The organism is Streptomyces sp. NPDC015131 (assembly GCF_043079975.1).
Taxonomy (GTDB): domain Bacteria; phylum Actinomycetota; class Actinomycetes; order Streptomycetales; family Streptomycetaceae; genus Streptomyces.
In genome coordinates this window covers 300,275-318,465 of sequence record NZ_JBIBVB010000006.1, presented here as the reverse complement: position 1 = coordinate 318,465, position 18,191 = coordinate 300,275, and the positions used below count along the sequence as shown (strand labels likewise).

The following is an 18,191-nucleotide window of genomic DNA, read 5'->3' as shown; positions in this document are numbered from 1 at the left end:
GGCGTGCGCCGCGGTTCAGGGGGTCAGGGCGTACGCCGCGGGTTCAGGGGTCAGGGCGTGCGCCGCAGGTCCTGGAGGGTCGCGGCGGTGCCGGGCAGTTCGGAGCGGGCGGGTGTCTGGAGGCCGTCCAGGAACAGCTGCAAATGGCGGTGGACGAACCGGTCGAAGTTGGGGCAGGCGGAGCCCGGCAGCGGCCGGGTGAGCTGGGAGAGGCCGACCAGCAGGTCGCCGACGGCCACGTCGTCGCGCAGCCGCCCGGCCGCCTGCGCCCGGTCGAAGAGGTCCTGGACGGCCTCCTCCAGCCGCCCGCGCTCGGCGTGCAGGTCGGGGTGGTCCTTGTCGAACGCCCCCGAGAGCAGCGGGCACAGGGCGCCGATCCGCTCGTCGGCGGCGGCGTGGGTGAAGCGGCGCAGGGCGTCGAAGGCGTCGGCCTCCTGCTCGGCCGCCTCCAGGGCCCGCTCGGTGGTGCGGGACAGTACCGACAGGACGACCTCGTGGACCAGGGCGCCCCGGTCGGGGAAGTGGCGGTAGAGCGTGGCGTTGCCGACGCCGGCGCGCCGGGCGACCTCGTCGAACGGGACGTCGGGCCCGGACTCCACGAACATCTCGCGGGCCGCCGCCACGATCCGCTCCCGGTTGCGCAGGGCGTCCGCGCGCGGCCGGCCGCCCCGCGCCTCGGAGGACGCGCCGCCGGGCGACGCACCGGCGGGGGCAGTCGCGGTCGTCCCGGTCGCGGGGGCGACCCCGACTGCGGGGGTGGTGGTCGTGGCACCGGTGCGCGTCACGGTCGGTCCTCTCTGCGTCGAAGGCTCTGCACGTCGAAAGCTCTGTACAGGACTGGCGGGCGGCGGAAACGGGGACGGCTTCCCCGGTTGTGCCCGGCACAGGGGTAAACGGGGAAGCCGTCCCCGCTTAGTCCCGGCTCTGGTGTGACCTGCGCCACCATGCGTGTTTCCCGTCGGTAACCCACGTTCGGCCCTGCCCGGCGGGCGCCCGCCCCCGTACCGGCTGAGGCTGATCGGACGGAGAGCAGCCAGGACCCGGCCGGCTGCCGCGACCGAAGGCGAGCAGCGCGGATGCAGCAGACCCGCCGGCGGATACGCAGACCGGTCGCCATCGGCGCGGCCGCCACGACGCTCGCGCTGGCCGGGCTGGCCACGGCGAGCTCGACCCTCCCGGACCCCACCCGCGCCTCGGCCGGGCCGATAGCCGCCCGCCCCGCCGCCGACGAGCCGGGACTCGCCCCCTGCCGCATCACGAGCGCGATGGGCGTCCAGCTCTCGGAGGGCATACCCACGGGCCCGGGTTACGCCCGCTCGACGGGCGAGGTCCGGGCCCTGACCCTGATGGTCGACTTCCCCGACGCCCCCGGCGAGGGCCCGGCGATGGAACGGTTCGCCGAGTTCTTCCCGCAGACCACCGACTGGTTCCGGGTCAGCTCCTACGGCCGGCTGCGCTACCGCCCCGAGGCCCCGCTGAAGGACTGGCTCCGGATGCCGATGCCGTTCGGCTCGTACGGGATCGAGCGCGGCTCACCGTACGACCCGGGCTACCGGCAGCTCGTCCAGGACATCGTGACCGCCGCCGACCCGACGGTCGACTTCGGCGACTACGACCTGGTGAACGTCCTGGTCACCCCGAACGCCGGCCCCTCCGCGCTGGACACCGTGCTGTCCGTCACCTTCTCCGGCAACGGCGAGGCCCCGCACGCGGACGGCACGCCGCTCGCCAACACCTCGTTCGTCTACAGCCGGCAGGACGACGGTTCGGGTACGTACCACCAGACCGGCTACCGCGTCCTGCCCCACGAGAACGGGCACGTCTTCGGGCTCCCCGACCTCTACACCGCCGAGGGCGGGGGCGCGGTGGGGCACTGGGACATCATGTCCGAGGACTGGGGAGCCAACAACGACCTGCTGGCCTGGCACAAGTGGAAGCTCGGCTGGCTGGACAACGGCCAGGTGCGCTGCGCCTCGGCGTCCGGCAGCCGCGACTACACGCTCACCCCGCTGGCCACCAAGGGCGGGCCGAAGCTGGCCTTCGTCCCGCTCACCCCGGAGTCCGGGTACGCCGTGGAGGTCCGCACACGCGAGGGCAACGACGAGGCGGTGTGCGAACCGGGCGTGCTGATCTACCACGTGCAGTCCGACGTGGACACCGGCCACGGGCCGGTCACCGTGGTGGACAGCGACCTCGACAGCGGCGGCTGCACCCGGCGCCCCAACGTGCACGCCGAGCTGTCGGACGCCCCGTACCGGCCGGGCGAGTCCTTCACGGACGAGGAGAACGGCGTACGCGTCACGGTGCTGTCCGAGGACCCGGAGACGGGCACGTACCGCGTCCGCGTCACCCGCCCGTAGGGAGTGCCTTTACGGCGTCCGCCGGTGCCGGTCCCGTGACGCGTGCTGCGCCGGGCGCCCGTTGGCGCCGGGCCCGTAGGCCACGTCCACGCCCCGGCGTCAGCCGGCGCCCGGGCCGTGACGGCTGCCGCCCGGTGTCAGCCGGTGCCCGGCCGGGCGGCCAGCTCCTCCCGCAGGTCCCGCTTGAGCACCTTGCCCGTGGCGTTGCGCGGCAGCGGGACGTCCCGTACGAGGACGTGCGCGGGCACCTTGAAGGGCGCCAGGCCGCGCGCCACGTGCGCCCGCAGGCCCTCGGCGTCCACGGCGGCGCCCGCCCGGAGGCGTACCACCGCGGCGACCTCCTCGCCCAGTACGGGGTGGGGGACGCCGAGCACCGCGGCGTCCAGCACCTCGGGGTGGCCGTACAGCGCCGCCTCCACCTCGACGCAGTACACGTTCTCGCCGCCCCGGATCACCATGTCCTTGAGCCGGTCGACCACGCTGACCCGCCCGTCGCGCACCGTGGCCAGGTCACCGGTGCGGAACCAGCCGTCCGGCGTGAACGCGGCGGCCGTCGCCGCCGGGTCCTCCCAGTAGCCGCGCACCAGTGACTGGCCGCGCAGCCACAGTTCGCCGACCTCCCCGTCGGGCAGCGCCCGCCCGTCGGGCGCGGCGATCCGCACCTCGGTGACCGGCGTGGGGCAGCCGACGCTGCCGGGGAAGCGGCGGTAACCGTCCCCGAAGGCGGCGAGCACCCCGCCGCTGGTCTCGGTCAGCCCGTAGCCGTTGCGCGCCTCGACGCCCCCGGGGCAGCGGCCCACGATGCCGGGCGGTGCGGCGGCTCCCCCGGTGTTCAGCTGGGTCAGCGGCCCGAGCCCCTCGCCCGGTGCCTCGCCCGGTGCCTCGCCCGATGCCTCGGCGGCGTCGAGGAGCTGGAGCGCGGTCGTGGGCACCCCGGCGTAGTGGGTCACGCCGTGCCAGTGGATGAGCCGCAGGGCCTTCTCCGCGTCCCATTTGCGCATCAGCACCAGCGTCCCGCCGGTGGCCATCACGGAGTAGAAGGACGTGAAGGCGGCGACATGGAAGAAGGGGAACGTCGTCAGCGACACGGGCGCCGGCCCCTGGCCGGGGATCTCGCCCCGTTCCAGCGCGGCGAGCGCGGCGTGGAAGCGGGGGTTCATCGCGGCGCCGGTCTGGGCGAGGTGGGTGGCGACCGCCCCCTTGGGCCGCCCGGTGGTGCCGGAGGTGTAGATGATGGTGGCGTCGTCCTCGGGCCGGACGTCCACGTCCGGAGGCCCGAGCGCCGGGTCGGGCGCGGGGAGGTCCTCGTACCGCTCGACACCCTCCTCGCACTCCTCGCGGCCACCGTGGAAGACGATGAGCCGGGCGCCGGTGCGGCGCGCCCAGGCCCGTACCCGCTCCACCCGCTCGCCGTCGACCAGCAGCACGCGCGGGCGGCAGTCGTCGAGGGCGTACGTGAACTCGTCGGGCGTCCACCAGGCGTTGAGGGGTACGGCGACGAGCCCGGCGAGCTGCGCCGCCCAGAACGCCACCTGCCACTCGGGGTGGTTGCGCATGGCGACGGCCGCCCGCTCGCCGGGGCGCAGCCCGTACACGTCGGTGAACCGGCGGGCGAGGGCGCAGGCTTCCGCGAAGAACTCGCCGTAGGTGTACGTCCGCTGCTCGGCGATCAGGAACGGCCGGTCGCCGTACGCCCAGGTGACCTCCACGAACTCCCGCAGGGTGCGCGGCCCTTCGGCGTAGACCAGCCGGCCGTCTCCGTCCCGTACGACGGCGAAGGGGGCGCCCGGCGCGGTGAGCAGGGACGCCCCGCCGGGGCCGGAGTCCCTGTCGTGTCCGGGGTCCTGGGGGTGGGTGGACGGCTCGGTGTGCGGCACGATCGCCTCTTCCTAAGCGGTTGCTCAGTCTCCGGGCGACGCTATGCGGCCGGACCGGACGCCGTCAAGGTCCGTGTACGCACCACGCACCCGACCACCCGGGCCGCCAGCGCAGCTCACCGCGTCCAGCCGGGGTCCCCCGCGCCGCGCGCCGTCCGGCCCGCGCCGGCACCGCCCGCGCGGGGCCGGCCGGGATCGGCGCCCTCCGCGTACCGCGTCCAGCCCGGGTCCGTGCCGTGTGCCCGCCGGGTCCAGCCCGGGTCCGTGCCGTGCCTCATGCCGCGGGCGCCAGAACGGGTCGTACGACGTGCCACATGCGGGCCAGCCACTCCTGCGCCGTCTGGTGCGGCGCGGGCAGTCCCTCGCCGAAGGCCGTCTCCGCCCGCGTACGGGCCATCGTCTCGGCGCCCATGATCACCGACATCACCAGGCCGGCAGAGGACCGCGCGTCGGCGCCGGGCAGCGCCGTCCCGTCCGCCTCGGCGCGCCGCAGCGCCCGGAACAGACTGCCGAGCCAGTTGACATGGCAGTGCAGCGCCGGGTCCTCCGGCGTCTCCAGCTCCCGCGCCAGCCGCAGCCCCGCCCGGGTGACGACGTCGCTCTCCAGCAGGTCCACGAGGGTGTACGTCATGTCGACGACGACCTGGAAGGCGGGGCCGGGCCGCTCGGCGCACTCCCGGAGCGCGGCGCCCGAGGTGGCGCACGCCTCGATCTGCACGGCGCGCGCCAGCTCCGACTTCGCCGCGAAGTGGAAGGACAACGCCCCCTTGGTCACCCGCGCCTGGTCACTGATGACCGCGAGGGTGGCGCGCTCGTACCCGACCTCGTCGAACACGGCGGCCGCCGACCGGATCAGATTCGCCCGGGTCCGCTCCGCCCTCTCCTGCTTCGCCACAGTCCCCACCCTTCTCGCCGGGCACGACAGTAGAAACCAACCTTTTGGTTTGTCAATGGCGCGGAAAAACAACGGGCTTTCGGCGCAAGCCGCGCCCACGAGGCCAGTTTGCCACTCGGAACCCCCGTCAAACAAACCATCTACGCGGTTCTGTTTGGCCTCAGGCAGGTGAACCGGCGGCGTACGGATTCGCCTCCGGGCCCTCGGTGTTGAGCAGAACGAGCCTCGGCGCGACCCGTGCGCCGGGGTGCACGCCCAGCGCGTCCCGGCGCTCCCGCGCACCCTCCCCGGTGAGGGCGGCCCGGGCCCCGGCGAGCGAGGCGGCCCCGCACGGTCCGGCCGCCACTCCGAGGGCGGCCAGGTCGCGGGCGGCGCGCAGGGCGGCGGCGTCGGTGACGGCGACCGCGGCGTCCAGGCCGTCCCGGAGGCGGGGCCAGGCGATGCTGGAGGGGGTGCCGCAGTTCAGCCCGGCCATGACGGTCTCGCCGGTGGCCACGGTGACCGCCCTTCCCCGCACCAGGCCGGCCAGCACACAGGCCGCGCTGCGCGGCTCCACGACCATCAGGGCCGCCGCCCGCCCGCCCGGGCCGGCGGGGCGGCTGCGGTAGTGGGTGACGGCGGCCTGCGCGAGCGAGCCGACGCCGGCGGGCACGACGACCACGACGGGCCCGCCTTCCTCGGGGGCATCCCGCACGGACCCGCCCCCGGCGCGAGCCCCGCCGGCGGCTTCCGGCACCCCGAGCTGCGCGTCGACCTCGGCGAAGAGGGTGGAGTACCCCTCGACGATCCAGCCGGGGATCTCCTCGTAGCCGGGCCAGGCGGTGTCCTGGACGAGCACCGCGCCGGGCCCGCGTGCCGCGTCGGCCGCGCGGCGCACCGCCTCGTCGTAGGGGCCGGCGACGGCGGTGACCTCCGCCCCCTCGGCGGCGATGGCGGCCACGGCCGAGGGGTGGACGCCCTGGGGCACGAAGACGCTCGCGCGCTGCCCCAGCAGCCGGGCCGAACGGGCCACCGCCCGGCCGTGGTTGCCGTCGGTGGCCGTGACGAGGGTGAGGGGGCCGCCGCCCGGGGCCCGGGTGGTGGCCAGGACGCGGTGCACCGCCCAGGTCACCCCGAGCGCCTTGAAGGCCGGCAGCCCCAGCCGGGACGACTCGTCCTTCACGTACACCCGGCCGACGCCCAGCTCGGGGGCGAGCGCGGGGAGTTCGGTGAGCGGCGTGGGGGCGTACCCGTCGAGCGAGGCGTGGAACTCCTGGACGGCCGCGGGCGGGGGCGGGCACCGCCAGCTCCGTGCGCCGGGGCGGGCGTACCACCAGGAGGACGTCACGCGGACGCCCCGGGCGCGGGGGTACCGGGCGCGAAGGCTCCGGCGTGCGCCCGCGCCCAGTCGGCGAAGTCGCGCGGGGCGCGCCCGGTGGCCTCCCGTACGCCGTCGGCGACCGCCGTCTTCGCGCCGTCCCGCTGGCGCCGGGCGCTCTCCAGGAGGGCGTGGACGAGCGGCTCCGGATAGCGGGCGCGCCACGCCTCGATTGCCTGAGCCTCCGTCAACTCCTCGTAGCGCAGCTCCCGTCCGAGCACCGCGCCCAGTGTGGCGATCTGCTCCTCGGCGGACAGCGGCTCGGGTCCGGTCAGGGCGTAGGCCCGCCCGGCGCACGCCGGATCGAGCAGGGCGCGTACGGCCGCGTCGGCGACGTCCCGCGGGTCGACGCAGGCGTTGCGGCCGGCGCCGTGGAGGGCGCGGACGACACCGTGGTCGCGTACGGAGGCGGCCCAGCCGAGCGCGTTCGACATGAACGCGCGGGGGCGCAGCAGGGTCCACTCCAGCCCGGAGGTCCGCAGCCGTTCCTCGTTGTCCCGCTGCCAGCGGGTGAGCACGTCCTGGGCGCCGGTGTCGAGCACCGCGAGGGCGGACAGCTTGACCGCGCGGCGCACCCCGGCGGCGCGGGCCGCGTCGAGGACGTTCTCGTCGTGCCGGGCGCGCAGCGGGTCGGCGGTGACGACGAGCAGCGCGTGGGCGCCCTCCAGTGCGCGGGTGAGCCCGCCGGGAGCGTCGAGGTCGGCCGGCACGACGTGGCCGGGCAGCCCGAGGCGGGCGGCCTTCTCCGGGTCGCGCACCAGCAGCCGTACCCCGGCCTCTCCGGTGGCGGCGAGCCCGTGGGCGACCAGCCGCCCGATGGTGCCGGTGGCGCCGGTGAGGGCCACCACGGGCCGGGTGCGTCCGTGGTCCGTCATGCCTGGTCCCCTCCCCGGGACAGCCGCTGTCCGCGCTCGGTGCCGGTGTCGTACGCCCGGCCGGCCCCGGGGGCGGTGATCCCGGGCAGCAGGCAGTCCCACATCTCCCGCATGCGGTGCGGCAGGTCCTCGCGGCCGGTCGTCTGGCGGGAGTACAGCTGTACGCCGGTGCAGGCGCCCACCACGAACCGCGCGATCACCTCGGGGTCGGCCCCCTCCCGCAGCTCGCCGCGCTCACGCGCCTCCCGCAGGTGCCCCGCCATGACCTCGCGCCACCCCTCGAACGCCGCCCCGCCGGCGAAGCTCTCCTGCCCCATCGACAACTGCACCCCGGCCCGCAGCAACGGGTCCTCCCGCAGCCGGTGCGCCCACACCAGCGTGATGTCGACCACCCGCTGCAACCCCTCGGACTCCAGCTCCGGCGCCACGGCCCGCTGCTGCGCCCCCATGATCGCCCGGGCCAGCTCCTCCTTGGACCCGAAGTGGAAGTACAGCGCCCCCGCGGTCAGCCCGGCGCGGGACAGAATCCTGTTGATCCCGGCCCCGGCGTACCCGTGCTCCTCGAACACCTCCGCCGCGGCCCGCATCAGCACCGCCCGCGTCCGCACGGCCCGCTCCTGCTTGAGCTCCCCCACGCGCCACCCTTCCCCCAGCCAAAAGAACGCCCCCACGCTACGCACCCCGCGGCCTCCCCCACCACCGCCGCGCGCGCCCCCTCACCCGCTACACTGACGCCGGTGCCGCCACGGCACCGCACGCCTCCGTAGCTCAGGGGATAGAGCACCGCTCTCCTAAAGCGGGTGTCGCAGGTTCGAATCCTGCCGGGGGCACGACGCGTTACCGCTCTGACCTGGGGTTTCTCCCCCAGGGAAGGCACTTCTACACGGCCTCGGACTTCTCGTCCGGGGCCGTTTGCGTGAGCCACGGGGACTGCTTGCCGCGCCCCCGACGATCAGCAGGGGGCCGGGCAGGGTCCGGAGCAGCGAGGTGAACGCCCGTACGGTCCCTCGACGAAGGCGCGGCTCCCGACCGGGACGTTCTGCAGCCGGGCGCCGCCTCCCTACTTGCCGTGGGCTCGCTGGTCGGATGCGAGCCGACGGGAGGGATGGGAGCGAGATCCGCAAGGCGGAGCGGACGGCAGACAGTACGCTGAACCCCGCGGGTTCGGGCCCACAGCACAGTGTCCGGGAGGTGCCGCATGGCGGCCGAGATGGTGGCCCCGGCGTGGATGCATGAGCAGATCACGGCGGAGGAGTACGAGTCCTGGTCCGATGAGCAGTGCGCCGGTATCGAGATCGTGGACGGGATGGTCGTCGTAAGGCCGAGTGCCTCCAAGCGGCACAACCGGCTGGCCCGGACTCTGGCGAACGCCCTGGATGCCGCCGCGGGCCCGGAGTGGAACGCCGACACGGACTTCGACGTCCGGCTTCACGACCTCCCTCTCACCAATCGGCGCCCGGACGTCGTCGTGTACCGCGCGGACACCATCGACATCTCCCCCACTCGCCCTGAACACGTGCTGCTGGTCGCGGAGGTGGTGTCGCCAGGTTCGGAGACCACCGACCGGATCGTGAAGGTCGACCAGTACGCCAAGGCAGGCATCGGCTTCTACTGGCGGATCGAGCAGGCCGCGACAGGCGTTCCTCTCGTGTACACCTACGTTCTCGACCCTGCGACGAAGACCTACCGGGACGGAGAGGTGTTCACCGGCGTCCTCAAGGCAGCGGCCCCCTTCCCGGTGGAGATCGACCTCGGGCAGGTCTGACACACGCGCGGCTCAGCAGCGGGTGCCCTGAGACATCAACGGCGCCGATCACTCACGGCAGGCCCGCCTCCTGAGCAGCCAATCCACTGCGGCCGTGTCCGATACCGCACCCCTACGCTTGGTCCCATGACGCGGTTGATCGTCGCAGCGGGAGGAGGCGGCGACGCGGTCGCCGCCGCAATGCTTGACGCCGCCCTCTACGGCGACGACGACGGCCGGGCGGTGATCCTCACGTACGCGTGGGACCGCCTGCTGATCGACCCGGTACCCGGCCCCCGTGGGCGTGAGGACTTCACCGGCCTTGAGCCCCTCGCCCCAGCCGTCTGGCAGGTGCCGGCGCGGGCCCGGCCGCTCGCCCCGGCAGGCTCCACTCTCCCCCGGCTCGCGGCAGAGCTCCCGCACACTTTCGCACTGATCGACCCGGAACACGGCGCCGCAGGCGTCACACGCCAACTCAAGGATCTGGTGCGCCACTTGAAGCCCGAATCGATTGACCTCCTGGACGTGGGCGGTGATGTCCTGGCGCACGGTGACGAGCCGACGCTGAAGAGCCCGCTCGCGGACGCCGTCACGCTGGCGGCATGTGCCCAGGCGAACGCGCCCATCCGGCTGCTGATCGCAGGCCCGGGACTGGACGGGGAACTCCCACACGACGACCTGCGCGGCCTGCTCGGCCCGGTTGTCCACACCCTCACAGCCGGGGACGTGGAGCCGGTCAGTTCGGTCCTGGAGTGGCACCCGTCCGAGGCGACCGGAATGCTCGCGGCAACGGCCCGAGGAGTGCGGGGCACATGCGAGGTCAGGGATGCGGGACTTCCCGTCCCCCTGACCGACGAAGGCCCGACGATCCATGAGGTCGACCTTAACGAGGCGCTGAGTCGTAACCAGTTGGCCCGCGCGATCATGACGACGGCCACTCTGGACGAGGTCGAGGCACTCAGCCGCGACGTGTGCGGCTTCTCGGAGATCGACTACGAGCGCAGCAAGGCCCTTCGGCTGAAGGATCAACGTCCGACGCAACTGGACGCGAATTCGGTGCTACCCCGACTCGACCAGTTCGAGGCCGATGTACGAACCCGCGGAATCACCCACACGACGTTCCGCCGACTCACAGAAGCACTGAACCTCGACGGCACTCAGCGCGAGGCCCTGCGCCAACTACTCATCACCACCCGGCCGGAGCAGTACGCCGCCCCACTGTGGCGCATCACAGCTGCCAGCACCGACCACATAATCCCGGTTGAGTAATCGCCGCTGGCGGTACGGTCTCGTGAACGGCGCGGGAGGGGATGGGATGACGGGGGATCTTCGGTTCAGCTGGGAGCTTGCCGGCTCTGGGTGGGCAAGATATCGGATTGCCGATGCCGCGTCGGAGAGGGTTGGCATCGCCAGCTACTGCACCGATGCTCTTTCCGACTTGTTGCGCGCGGTGGCGCGTCTCTACGAAGCAACCGATGCCGCGCGCTTCTCCTTCGACCTCGAACCCGACGAGGTGAGGTGGCGACTCCAGCCTCAGGGCGTGGACGTGAAGATCGACATCTTGAGATTCCCGGACATGACCCAGAGTTGGAATGTCCCCGATGACGAGGGCGCCCGCTGCTGGAGCAGCACCCAGTCCCGCGCCGCCCTCAGTCACGTGGTGCTGGAGGCCGCCGAGACGGTGCTGCGGCTGCACGGAGAGGCCGGCTACCGGGAGAAGTGGGTACAGCACGACTTCCCCGGTGCGGCTCTGGACGATCTGCGACAGCTCCATCGGCGTGACGACGGGTGCCGTCAAGAGAGTTGCCGGGTCAACGGCCATTCCTGACATGTGTGACTGACATCAACGGGCTGCACGCGGGCATACCACCGTGCGCGCGGGCTTGGCCCTTCGAACTGGCCCTGCTTGCGTGTCGGCTCTTCGCCGCCTGGGGGACGTCGCCCGCCGGGCACGCCTGCGGGTCATCAGACCTCGGGTGGTCCTCCTCGACCAGCACCGCGGCCGAGGTGATCACGGGCAGGTCCGCGTCGCGCGCCGCTGTGAGCCACTCGTGGATCTCCCGGTCGTGTTCAGGGCGCCGCTCACGCGACCGCGTCGGCACGCGGAGCGTCACCGGTAGCCACGGCTTCGGGGTCGACAGGGCCGTGCACCCGGTCGAAGTCGGCGATCAGCTCGTCCAGGTTGTCCCGTTCGATCTGCCGCTGGGCCGCCTTCTCCAGGTATGTGGAGAAGTCCACGGCGTCGCCGCTCATGAGCCGCTCCGGCCCGGAGGTCGCGTGGGCCGGGGGCCTGGGTGATCCTGAGAGGGCAGCGCCGGCCGTGACGTGGGGCTGAGGGACAGGGTGGTGAGCGCCGTGGCCATGACGTACGGGGATGCGGCCGGGCCCGCCGGGCCGGGGTTTCTGCGGAGCCGGCTGGCCGTGCCGGGGCGGCCCGGGACGTTTCTGCGGCGGGAGCGGCTCGTCGAGCGGCTCGACCGGGGGCTGCGGGCGCCGTTGACGCTGGTGGGCGGGCCGGCCGGGGCGGGCAAGACGCTGCTGGCCGCCGACTGGGCCGCCGGGGCGCGGGCGCCGGTCGCGTGGCTGACCGCCGAGGCGGGCGACCGGGACCCGGGGGCGTTCTGGGCGTACGCCGTCCAGGCGCTGCGCGGCGTCGACCATTTCCCGGTGGACGCGTCCCGGGTGGACGACGCGTTCCTGGGCGCGCTGGCGGCACGGCTGGGCGACCGGGAGCGGCCCGTGGTGCTGGTGGTGGACGAGTTCGACCGGGTGACCGCGCCCGAGGTGGCGGAGCAACTGGACTTCGTACTGCGCCACGCCGGGCGGGGACTGCGCCTCGTCCTCGTCTCCCGTACCGAACCGCTGCTCCCGCTGCACCGCTACCGGGCCGCCGGCGAGCTGACGGAGATCCGCGCCGCCGAGCTGGCCCTCACCCCCGCCGAGGCCGGCGCGCTGCTGGAGCTGCACGGGCTGCGGCTGTCCGCCCACGCCGTCCACGCCCTGGTCGACCGCACCCGGGGCTGGGCCGCCGGGGTACGGCTGGCCGCCCTGGCCGCCCGGGAGAGCGACGACCCGGAGCGGTACCTCAAGGAGTTCGAGGCCGGCCACGGGGTGATCGCGGACTTCCTGCTGGCCGAGGTGCTGAAGCGGCAACCGGACCGGACCCAGGACCTGCTGCTGCGGGTGAGCGTCCTGGACCGGTTCCGTCCCGGCCTCGCCGACGCGCTGACCGGCCGCGCCGACGCGGAGGCGCTGCTCGTGGGGCTCCACCGGGCCAACGCGTTCGTCGAGGACCTCGGGCACTCCTGGTACCGCCTCCACCCGCTGTTCCGCGAGATCCTCCGGGCCCACCTGCGGATGCGGCTGCCCGGGCTGGAACCGGAGCTCCACCGGCGGGCCGCCCGCTGGCTGCACGAGCAGGGTTTGCTGCCCGAGACCCTCGCCCACGGCGCCGCCGCCGGCGACTGGGACTACACCGCCCGCGCCCTGGTCGACGACCTCGCCATCGGCACCCTCCTCACCCGCCCGGGCCCCGGCGGACCGGTCGGGTCGTCCTCCCTGTTCGCCGGCATGGGGCCCGGGGCCAGAAGTCCCGCGGCGGATCTCGTACGGGCGGCGCGCGAGCTGTCCCGGTACGACGCCGCACGCGCCCGGGCCCCCCTCCGCCGCGCCCGGGAGCACCTGCCCGCCGAGGTGACCGGACCGGCGCCCGGCGCGGCGGCGGAGCGGCTGACCTGCGCCCTCCTGGACGTCCTGGCCGCCCGGCTGACCGGATCGCCCGCGCGCGCGGAGCGGGCCGCCCGGGCGGCGGACGCGCTGCGCCGGGAGGTCCCGGCGGAACTCCTCGACGCGCACCGCGAGTTCTTCGCCCTGCTGGGGACCCACCTGGGCTCGGTACGCCTGTGGGCGGGGCGGTACGAGGACGCCCGCGCCGCCCTGTCGGCGGTGGCGGGTCCCGGCGGCGGCACCGCCGCCCTGCTGCCCCGGGAGGAGGCGCTGGCGCACCTCGCCCTGCTCGACTACCTGGACGGCCGGCTCACCAGGGCGGAGCACAAGGCCCTGGCGTCGATGTCGGCGGGGGCCGACGTCAGAGGGGCCGGTGGGCCCGCGCATGATCGGGCGGGGACGCATGCCGGTTCCGCGCTCGGGCGGCTGGTCCTGGCCGCCGTGGCCGTCGACCGCGACGAGCTGGACCGGGCCGGCGACCTCCTCGGCGGGGCCGCCGCGCCCCCGCCGGACGGGCGCGACCCGGTGCCCGCGGCGGCGCGGGCCCTCGCCACCGCCCAGCTCCTCCTGGCCCGGGGCCGTACCCGGGCCGCCGTGGAGGCCGCGCGGCCGGGCGTCCCGACCGCCGTGGCCTCCCCGTGGGCGGCGGGCCACGAGGCGCTCGCGGTCTCCGCGGCCCACCTCGCCGCGGGGCGCCCCGATGAGGCCGCCGAGGCGCTCGGAGCCGTACCGGACGACGAACCGGCGTGCGCGGTACGGGCCGCCGCCCTCCAGCTCGCCGCCGGGCGCCCCGGCGCGGCCCTCGACCTGCTCGACGGCGTCCGCGCCGCCCGGGGGCGGGCCGGACCGGCGGTGACCGTACGAGCGGCGCTGGTCTGGGCGCGGCTCGCGCACGACGCCGGGGACACCGCCTCGGCCCGCACGCTGGTGGCCCGGGCGGTCGCGGACGCCCGGCGCGAACGGCTGCGGCGCCCGTTCGTGGACGCCGGCCCCTGGCTCCGCCCCCTCCTCCCCGCGGCCCCGGGCGCGCCCGGGCCGCGGCCCCCGGTCGTACCGCTCGTCGCGGTGGAGCTGAGCGGGCGCGAGCACGACGTCCTGGAGCGGCTGGCCGCGATGCTGACGACCGAGGAGATCGCCGCCGACCTCCATGTGTCGGTGAACACCGTCAAGACCCACCTCAAGAGCGCGTACCGGAAGCTGGCGGTGAACCGCCGGAGCGACGCGGTCCGCCGCGCCCGCGACCTCGGGCTCCTCTGAACGCCCCGGAGGGCCGCCTTCCCCCCTGGCGGGTGAGGCGGGAGAGACGTACGCCGGGTCCGATGGAAGGGGCGGACGACGCTGCGAGGTGGGTGAGGAGCGTGAAGCGCTGGCGGGCTCTGATGGTCCTCGGTACCGCCCAATTCCTGATGGTTTTGGACACCGCCGTGATGAACGTGTCCATCAGCCAACTGGTCGAGGACTTCGACACCGAGGTGACCGCCATCCAGGCCGTCATCACCCTGTACGCCCTGGTCATGGCCGCCTTCATGGTCATCGGCGGGAGGCTCGGGGACATCTTCGGGCGACGCCGGATGTTCGTGGTGGGGCTGGTGGTCTACGGGCTGGGGTCGGCCGTCACCGCCGTGGCCCCCACGCTGTGGGTGCTCACCCTGGGCTGGTCCGTCATCGAGGGGCTGGGAGCCGCCATGGTGCTCCCGGCCATGGCGGCGCTCGTCGCCGAGTCGTACCGCGGGCGGGACCGGGCGGTCGCGTACGCGGTCGTCGGCGGACTCGCCGGTGCGGGAATCGCCGTCGGGCCGCTGCTGGGCGGCTGGGTGACGACGTACCTCACCTGGCGGCTCGTCTTCGCCGGCGAGGTCGTGGTGGTGGCGGCGGTGCTGCTCTGCCGCCGTGTGATCGCGCGGTCGGCCCCGGCCGGGGACCGCCCGCGGCTGGACCGGGTCGGCGCGGTGCTCTCGGCGACCGGCCTGGGGCTGGGGGTGCTCGGGGTCCTGCAGAGCAGCAGCTGGGGATGGGTGGAACCCCGTAATCCGCCCTTCACCGTCCTCGGCTTCGCCCCGACGCTGTTCGTCGTCGCGGCGGGAGCCGCTTTCCTGGCCCTCTTCCGGTACTGGGAGCACCGGACGGACAGGCGGGGCGCCGACCCGCTCGTGCACCTGTCACTGCTCCGGCGCCCCGTCCTGCGGGCCGGCCTGCTGACGCTGCTGAGCCAGAACCTCATCCTGCTCGGGCTGTTCTTCACCATCCCCCTGTACCTCCAGGTGGTCCAGGGCTTCGACGCCTTCGAGACGGGCCTCCGCCTGCTCCCGGTCTCCGTGACCATGTTCGTGACCTCGCTGTCGGCGGCGGCGCTGGGCCGGGTCATGGGGGCGCGCCGGGTGGTCCGGCTGGCGCTGCTGACCCTGATGGCGGCCGTCGTGTGGCTGCTGGCGACCCTCGACCCGGTCATCGACGACGCGCAGTTCGCGGGAGCCATGGCGCTGCTGGGCGTGGGGGTGGGGCTGCTCGCCTCGCAGCTCGGCAACGTGGTCCAGTCCGGCGTCGGCGAGGAGGAGCGCAGCGAGGCCGGGGGGCTCCAGTTCACGGCCCAGAACCTCGGATCCGCGCTGGGTACGGCGCTGATCGGGTCAATCCTGGTCGGCGCGCTGGCGCAGGCCCTCACCACCCGGGTCGCCGACGATCCCCGGCTGTCCGAGCAGACCCGCGACCAGGTCGGAGTGGCCCTCCAGGCCGGGATCACCTTCGTCTCGACCGACCAGGTGCGCTCGGCGGCCGAACGTGCCGGACTGCCTCCGGCGGAGGCCGGGGCGGTCGCGGACTCCTACGCCTCCGCGCAGCTGGACGGCCTGAAGGCGGCGGTCCTCGCCACCGGCGGCGTCGCCCTCGCCAGTTTCCTGGTCACACCGCACCTGCCCGGCGTCCGCGAGCCCCGCCCCGGCCGGCCGGAGAAGGCCGGCGGGCAGGCCGGTCCGCCGGACAGGCGGAGCCGCTGACGACGGAGGGAGCCGACCGTGCCCCGGACCGGAGGCCCGCACGTCCCGCACGACCCGCCCGCGTCGCGGCGCGCACGCCGGGCCGAGCGGCGCGGCCGCGCGGACTACACGGGCGGCGTGTACGGCTCGATGCTCGCGGCCTCGGTGGTGATCGGCGCGGGTTCGCTGGGCTCGTTCCCCCGCGCCGAGCTGGTGGTCCTGCTGCTGCTCACCGGGGTGGCCTTCTGGGTCGCCCATGTGCACGCCCAGCTGTTCGGGGCGCGCCTGGCGCACCGGGCGCCCGACCGGCGGGTCGTACTGGCCGTGTGCCGCGACGAGTGGCCGATCGTCAAGGCCGCCGTGCCGCCGGCCGTCGCGGTGGCCGTCAGCCCCCTCCTCGGCCTCGACGTGCGCGGCGCCCTCTGGCTGGCGCTCTGTGTCGCCGTGGCCGGTCAGGTGGGCTGGTCCGTGGCGGCGGCACGCAGCGCCGGAGCCCCTCCCCGGCTGATGGCCACCACCGCGGCGGTCAACCTGCTGCTGGGGCTGCTGATCATCGCCTTCAAGATCGTGGTGAAGCACTGAGCCGGTGAGAGGTGACCCGTGCACTACGAGATCCGCGTCGAGGGACATCTGTCGGAAGCGCTGACCGGTGCGTTTCCGGAGCTGCGGCACGTCGTGATGTCCGGCCAGACCGTCCTGTACGGGCCCGTCGTGGACGAGGCGCAGTTGTACGGCCTCCTGGCGCGCTGTCAGTCACTGGGGCTGCGGGTACTGGAGATGCGCCAGGTGCCGGAGTGAGCCCGGGGCCCGTCTCGGGGCCGCACCTGCTCCCGGGCCTCAGAGCTTCTCGGCGGCGATCCGGCCGGAGCGGTGCGCGGACTCCAGGGCCGCGAAGTCCTGTTCGTTCTGGTCGGCGTACGCCTGGGCGAACTCGGCGAGCGCCCGGTCGAAGCGGTCCCCCGCGCCCAGGTACGCGGCGATCGCGACCGGGTCGCCGGACCGGGCGTGGGCCCGTGCCAGGGACGCCCCGCACAGCCGGCCGAACAGGGTCATCAGGTCCGGCCCCATGGTCTCCGGCCGGGCGATGCCCTTCCAGTCCCACAGCTGCCGCACGTAGAAGTCCCGGTCCCGGCCGTCGAGTCCGGTGACGCGCGTCCAGCCCAGGAAGATGTCGCTGGTCGTCTGGATCAGGCGCTGCCCGGTGACCACCCGGCAGCCCTGGTTGTCCCAGTTCTCGCCGTCCGTGTGCGCGGCCAGCACCGATTCCTGGGCCTCCTTGGCCTGGAGCAGCAGCGGGTCGTCGTCGTCCCGGCCCAGCAGGAGCAGGATCCAGCAGCGGGTGCCCACGCTGCCGACGCCGACCACCTTCCGGGCCATGTCCACCAGGTGGTAGTGGCGCAGCAACCGGCGGCGCTCGGGCGGCAGGGTCCGGGCGTAGCCCTCCACCAGGCCCCGCAGCTCCTTCTCGCGCCCCTCCTCGGAGGGGTCGTCCAGCAGCCGGCCGAGCGGGGTGATCAGGGGCGGGTCGGGGGTGATGCGGCGGCCGTCGGCCGTGACCTCGGTGAGCTTGGCGAAGGCCTTCAGATGGGTGCGGGTACGGGCCCGTTCGGTCGCCCGGGCGGTACGGCGGGCCGCGTCCTCGTCCATCGCCGAGGCCATCAGTTCCCGCAGCCGGTCGATGTCGTCCTGGGCGTACCAGATGTCCAGGGTCCGCATCCCGGCGAAGTCGCGCATCCGCTCCCGGTAGGCGCGTACGCAGGCCCGTACGAGCCCGTTCTGCTCCTTGAGCGGGAAACCGTTGGCGCGGGCCGCCGTGACGAAACCGGACGCCAGCCGTTTGACGTCCCACTCGAACGGGCCGGGCAGGGTCTCGTCGAAATCGTTGATGTCGAAGACCAGCCGGCGTTCCGGGGAGGCCAGCAGCCGGAAGTTCAGCGGGTGGGCGTCGCCGCAGAGCTGGACGCGCAGCCCGGTGGCCGGGAGCGGTGCCAGGTCGGACGCCATGATCGCGGCGGCGCCCCGGTAGAAGCGGAACGGCGACTCCAGCATCCGGCCGTACCGGATCGGCACCAGCTCCGGCACGCGGTCGGCCGACTGGCGTTCGACCAGGTCGACCGGGTCGGGGCGGCGCGGGGCGGGCTCGTACCGGGCGTGCGAGGAGCGCGGCGCCCGGCGGCGCGCGTTCCTGCCGTACGCGGCCCGCTCGGCGGCGGACAGGGACGCGGTGAAGGCGTCGGGCGTGCTGGTGCTGGTGCTGGTGCTGGTGGTCATGGTCCCGTCTCCTCGTCCGGTGGTCCGGCGCCCTCGCCGGAACGCGCTGGTCCGGTCTCCTCACCGGGACGCGCTGATCCGGCCCCCTCGCCGGAACGCGTACGCGCCGATGCC

At 74.4% G+C, this 18,191-nt stretch carries 16 protein-coding genes, 1 tRNA gene and 1 pseudogene; 9 read left to right on the top strand and 9 right to left on the bottom strand.

What is annotated here, in order from left to right; translation table 11 throughout:
• Positions 1-50: 50 nt before the first annotated feature.
• On the bottom strand, positions 51-785 hold the full coding sequence (locus ACF08D_RS24720) for a TetR/AcrR family transcriptional regulator (RefSeq protein WP_392225268.1): 735 nt from the start codon (positions 783-785) through the stop codon (positions 51-53).
• A gap of 291 nt (positions 786-1,076) precedes the next feature.
• Between ACF08D_RS24720 and ACF08D_RS24715 the strand changes: the two genes are divergently transcribed.
• On the top strand, positions 1,077-2,360 hold the full coding sequence (locus ACF08D_RS24715; RefSeq protein ID WP_392225266.1) for a M6 family metalloprotease domain-containing protein: 1,284 nt from the start codon (positions 1,077-1,079) through the stop codon (positions 2,358-2,360).
• Positions 2,361-2,497: 137 nt separating this feature from the next.
• On the opposite strand, the gene ACF08D_RS24710 is transcribed toward ACF08D_RS24715, so the two are convergent.
• The 5 genes from ACF08D_RS24710 to ACF08D_RS24690 all read right to left on the bottom strand — a co-directional run bounded on the left by ACF08D_RS24710 (position 2,498) and on the right by ACF08D_RS24690 (position 7,999).
• Positions 2,498-4,240, bottom strand: a complete 1,743-nt coding sequence (locus ACF08D_RS24710) for a class I adenylate-forming enzyme family protein (RefSeq protein ID WP_392225610.1) — start codon at positions 4,238-4,240, stop codon at positions 2,498-2,500.
• A 271-nt stretch (positions 4,241-4,511) separates the two neighbouring features.
• Complete coding sequence (locus ACF08D_RS24705; protein ID WP_392225264.1) at positions 4,512-5,132, bottom strand: ScbR family autoregulator-binding transcription factor; 621 nt, start codon at positions 5,130-5,132, stop codon at positions 4,512-4,514.
• Between the two features lie 160 nt (positions 5,133-5,292).
• Complete coding sequence (locus tag ACF08D_RS24700) at positions 5,293-6,459, bottom strand: pyridoxal-phosphate dependent enzyme (protein ID WP_392225262.1); 1,167 nt, start codon at positions 6,457-6,459, stop codon at positions 5,293-5,295.
• Positions 6,456-7,364, bottom strand: a complete 909-nt coding sequence (locus tag ACF08D_RS24695) for an NAD(P)H-binding protein (RefSeq protein ID WP_392225261.1) — start codon at positions 7,362-7,364, stop codon at positions 6,456-6,458. Before ACF08D_RS24695 ends, ACF08D_RS24700 begins: the two co-directional genes overlap by 4 nt.
• The gene (locus ACF08D_RS24690; protein WP_392225259.1) at positions 7,361-7,999 is read right to left on the bottom strand and encodes a ScbR family autoregulator-binding transcription factor; all 639 of its coding nucleotides are present in this window, start codon (positions 7,997-7,999) and stop codon (positions 7,361-7,363) included. Before ACF08D_RS24690 ends, ACF08D_RS24695 begins: the two co-directional genes overlap by 4 nt.
• A gap of 122 nt (positions 8,000-8,121) precedes the next feature.
• Between ACF08D_RS24690 and ACF08D_RS24685 the strand changes: the two genes are divergently transcribed.
• The 4 genes from ACF08D_RS24685 (at position 8,122) to ACF08D_RS24670 (ending at position 10,936) form a co-directional block, all read left to right on the top strand.
• Positions 8,122-8,194: transfer RNA gene (locus ACF08D_RS24685), tRNA-Arg, on the top strand.
• Between the two features lie 368 nt (positions 8,195-8,562).
• Positions 8,563-9,129 (top strand): Uma2 family endonuclease, encoded by a 567-nt coding sequence (locus tag ACF08D_RS24680; protein WP_392225257.1) that lies wholly within the window; start codon positions 8,563-8,565, stop codon positions 9,127-9,129.
• Positions 9,130-9,255: 126 nt separating this feature from the next.
• Complete coding sequence (locus ACF08D_RS24675) at positions 9,256-10,377, top strand: DUF1152 domain-containing protein (RefSeq protein WP_392225255.1); 1,122 nt, start codon at positions 9,256-9,258, stop codon at positions 10,375-10,377.
• 46 nt (positions 10,378-10,423) lie between these two features.
• Positions 10,424-10,936: a hypothetical protein gene (locus tag ACF08D_RS24670; protein ID WP_392225253.1), complete on the top strand. Its 513-nt coding sequence runs from the start codon at positions 10,424-10,426 to the stop codon at positions 10,934-10,936.
• A 133-nt stretch (positions 10,937-11,069) separates the two neighbouring features.
• Here ACF08D_RS24670 and ACF08D_RS24665 read toward each other — a convergent pair.
• Together ACF08D_RS24665 and ACF08D_RS24660 are read right to left on the bottom strand one after the other, a co-directional pair.
• A pseudogene (locus ACF08D_RS24665) lies at positions 11,070-11,222 on the bottom strand (DNA-binding protein); the annotation flags it as partial.
• The gene (locus ACF08D_RS24660) at positions 11,191-11,361 is read right to left on the bottom strand and encodes a hypothetical protein (RefSeq protein ID WP_392225252.1); all 171 of its coding nucleotides are present in this window, start codon (positions 11,359-11,361) and stop codon (positions 11,191-11,193) included. The gene ACF08D_RS24660 and the pseudogene ACF08D_RS24665, both read right to left, overlap by 32 nt.
• A 108-nt stretch (positions 11,362-11,469) precedes the next feature.
• Between ACF08D_RS24660 and ACF08D_RS24655 the strand changes: the two genes are divergently transcribed.
• The 4 genes from ACF08D_RS24655 to ACF08D_RS24640 all read left to right on the top strand — a co-directional run bounded on the left by ACF08D_RS24655 (position 11,470) and on the right by ACF08D_RS24640 (position 16,604).
• Positions 11,470-14,091: a LuxR C-terminal-related transcriptional regulator gene (locus ACF08D_RS24655; protein WP_392225608.1), complete on the top strand. Its 2,622-nt coding sequence runs from the start codon at positions 11,470-11,472 to the stop codon at positions 14,089-14,091.
• A gap of 101 nt (positions 14,092-14,192) precedes the next feature.
• A complete protein-coding gene (locus ACF08D_RS24650; protein WP_392225250.1) occupies positions 14,193-15,827 on the top strand; it encodes an MFS transporter in 1,635 nt (544 codons plus the stop codon).
• Between the two features lie 18 nt (positions 15,828-15,845).
• Positions 15,846-16,388 carry a hypothetical protein gene (locus ACF08D_RS24645; RefSeq protein ID WP_392225248.1) on the top strand — a complete coding sequence of 181 codons (543 nt, stop codon included), beginning with the start codon at positions 15,846-15,848 and terminating at the stop codon, positions 16,386-16,388.
• An 18-nt stretch (positions 16,389-16,406) separates the two neighbouring features.
• The gene (locus ACF08D_RS24640; RefSeq protein WP_392225246.1) at positions 16,407-16,604 is read left to right on the top strand and encodes a hypothetical protein; all 198 of its coding nucleotides are present in this window, start codon (positions 16,407-16,409) and stop codon (positions 16,602-16,604) included.
• A gap of 39 nt (positions 16,605-16,643) precedes the next feature.
• On the opposite strand, the gene ACF08D_RS24635 is transcribed toward ACF08D_RS24640, so the two are convergent.
• Complete coding sequence (locus ACF08D_RS24635; protein ID WP_392225244.1) at positions 16,644-18,077, bottom strand: DUF2252 domain-containing protein; 1,434 nt, start codon at positions 18,075-18,077, stop codon at positions 16,644-16,646.
• Positions 18,078-18,191 lie beyond the last annotated feature (114 nt).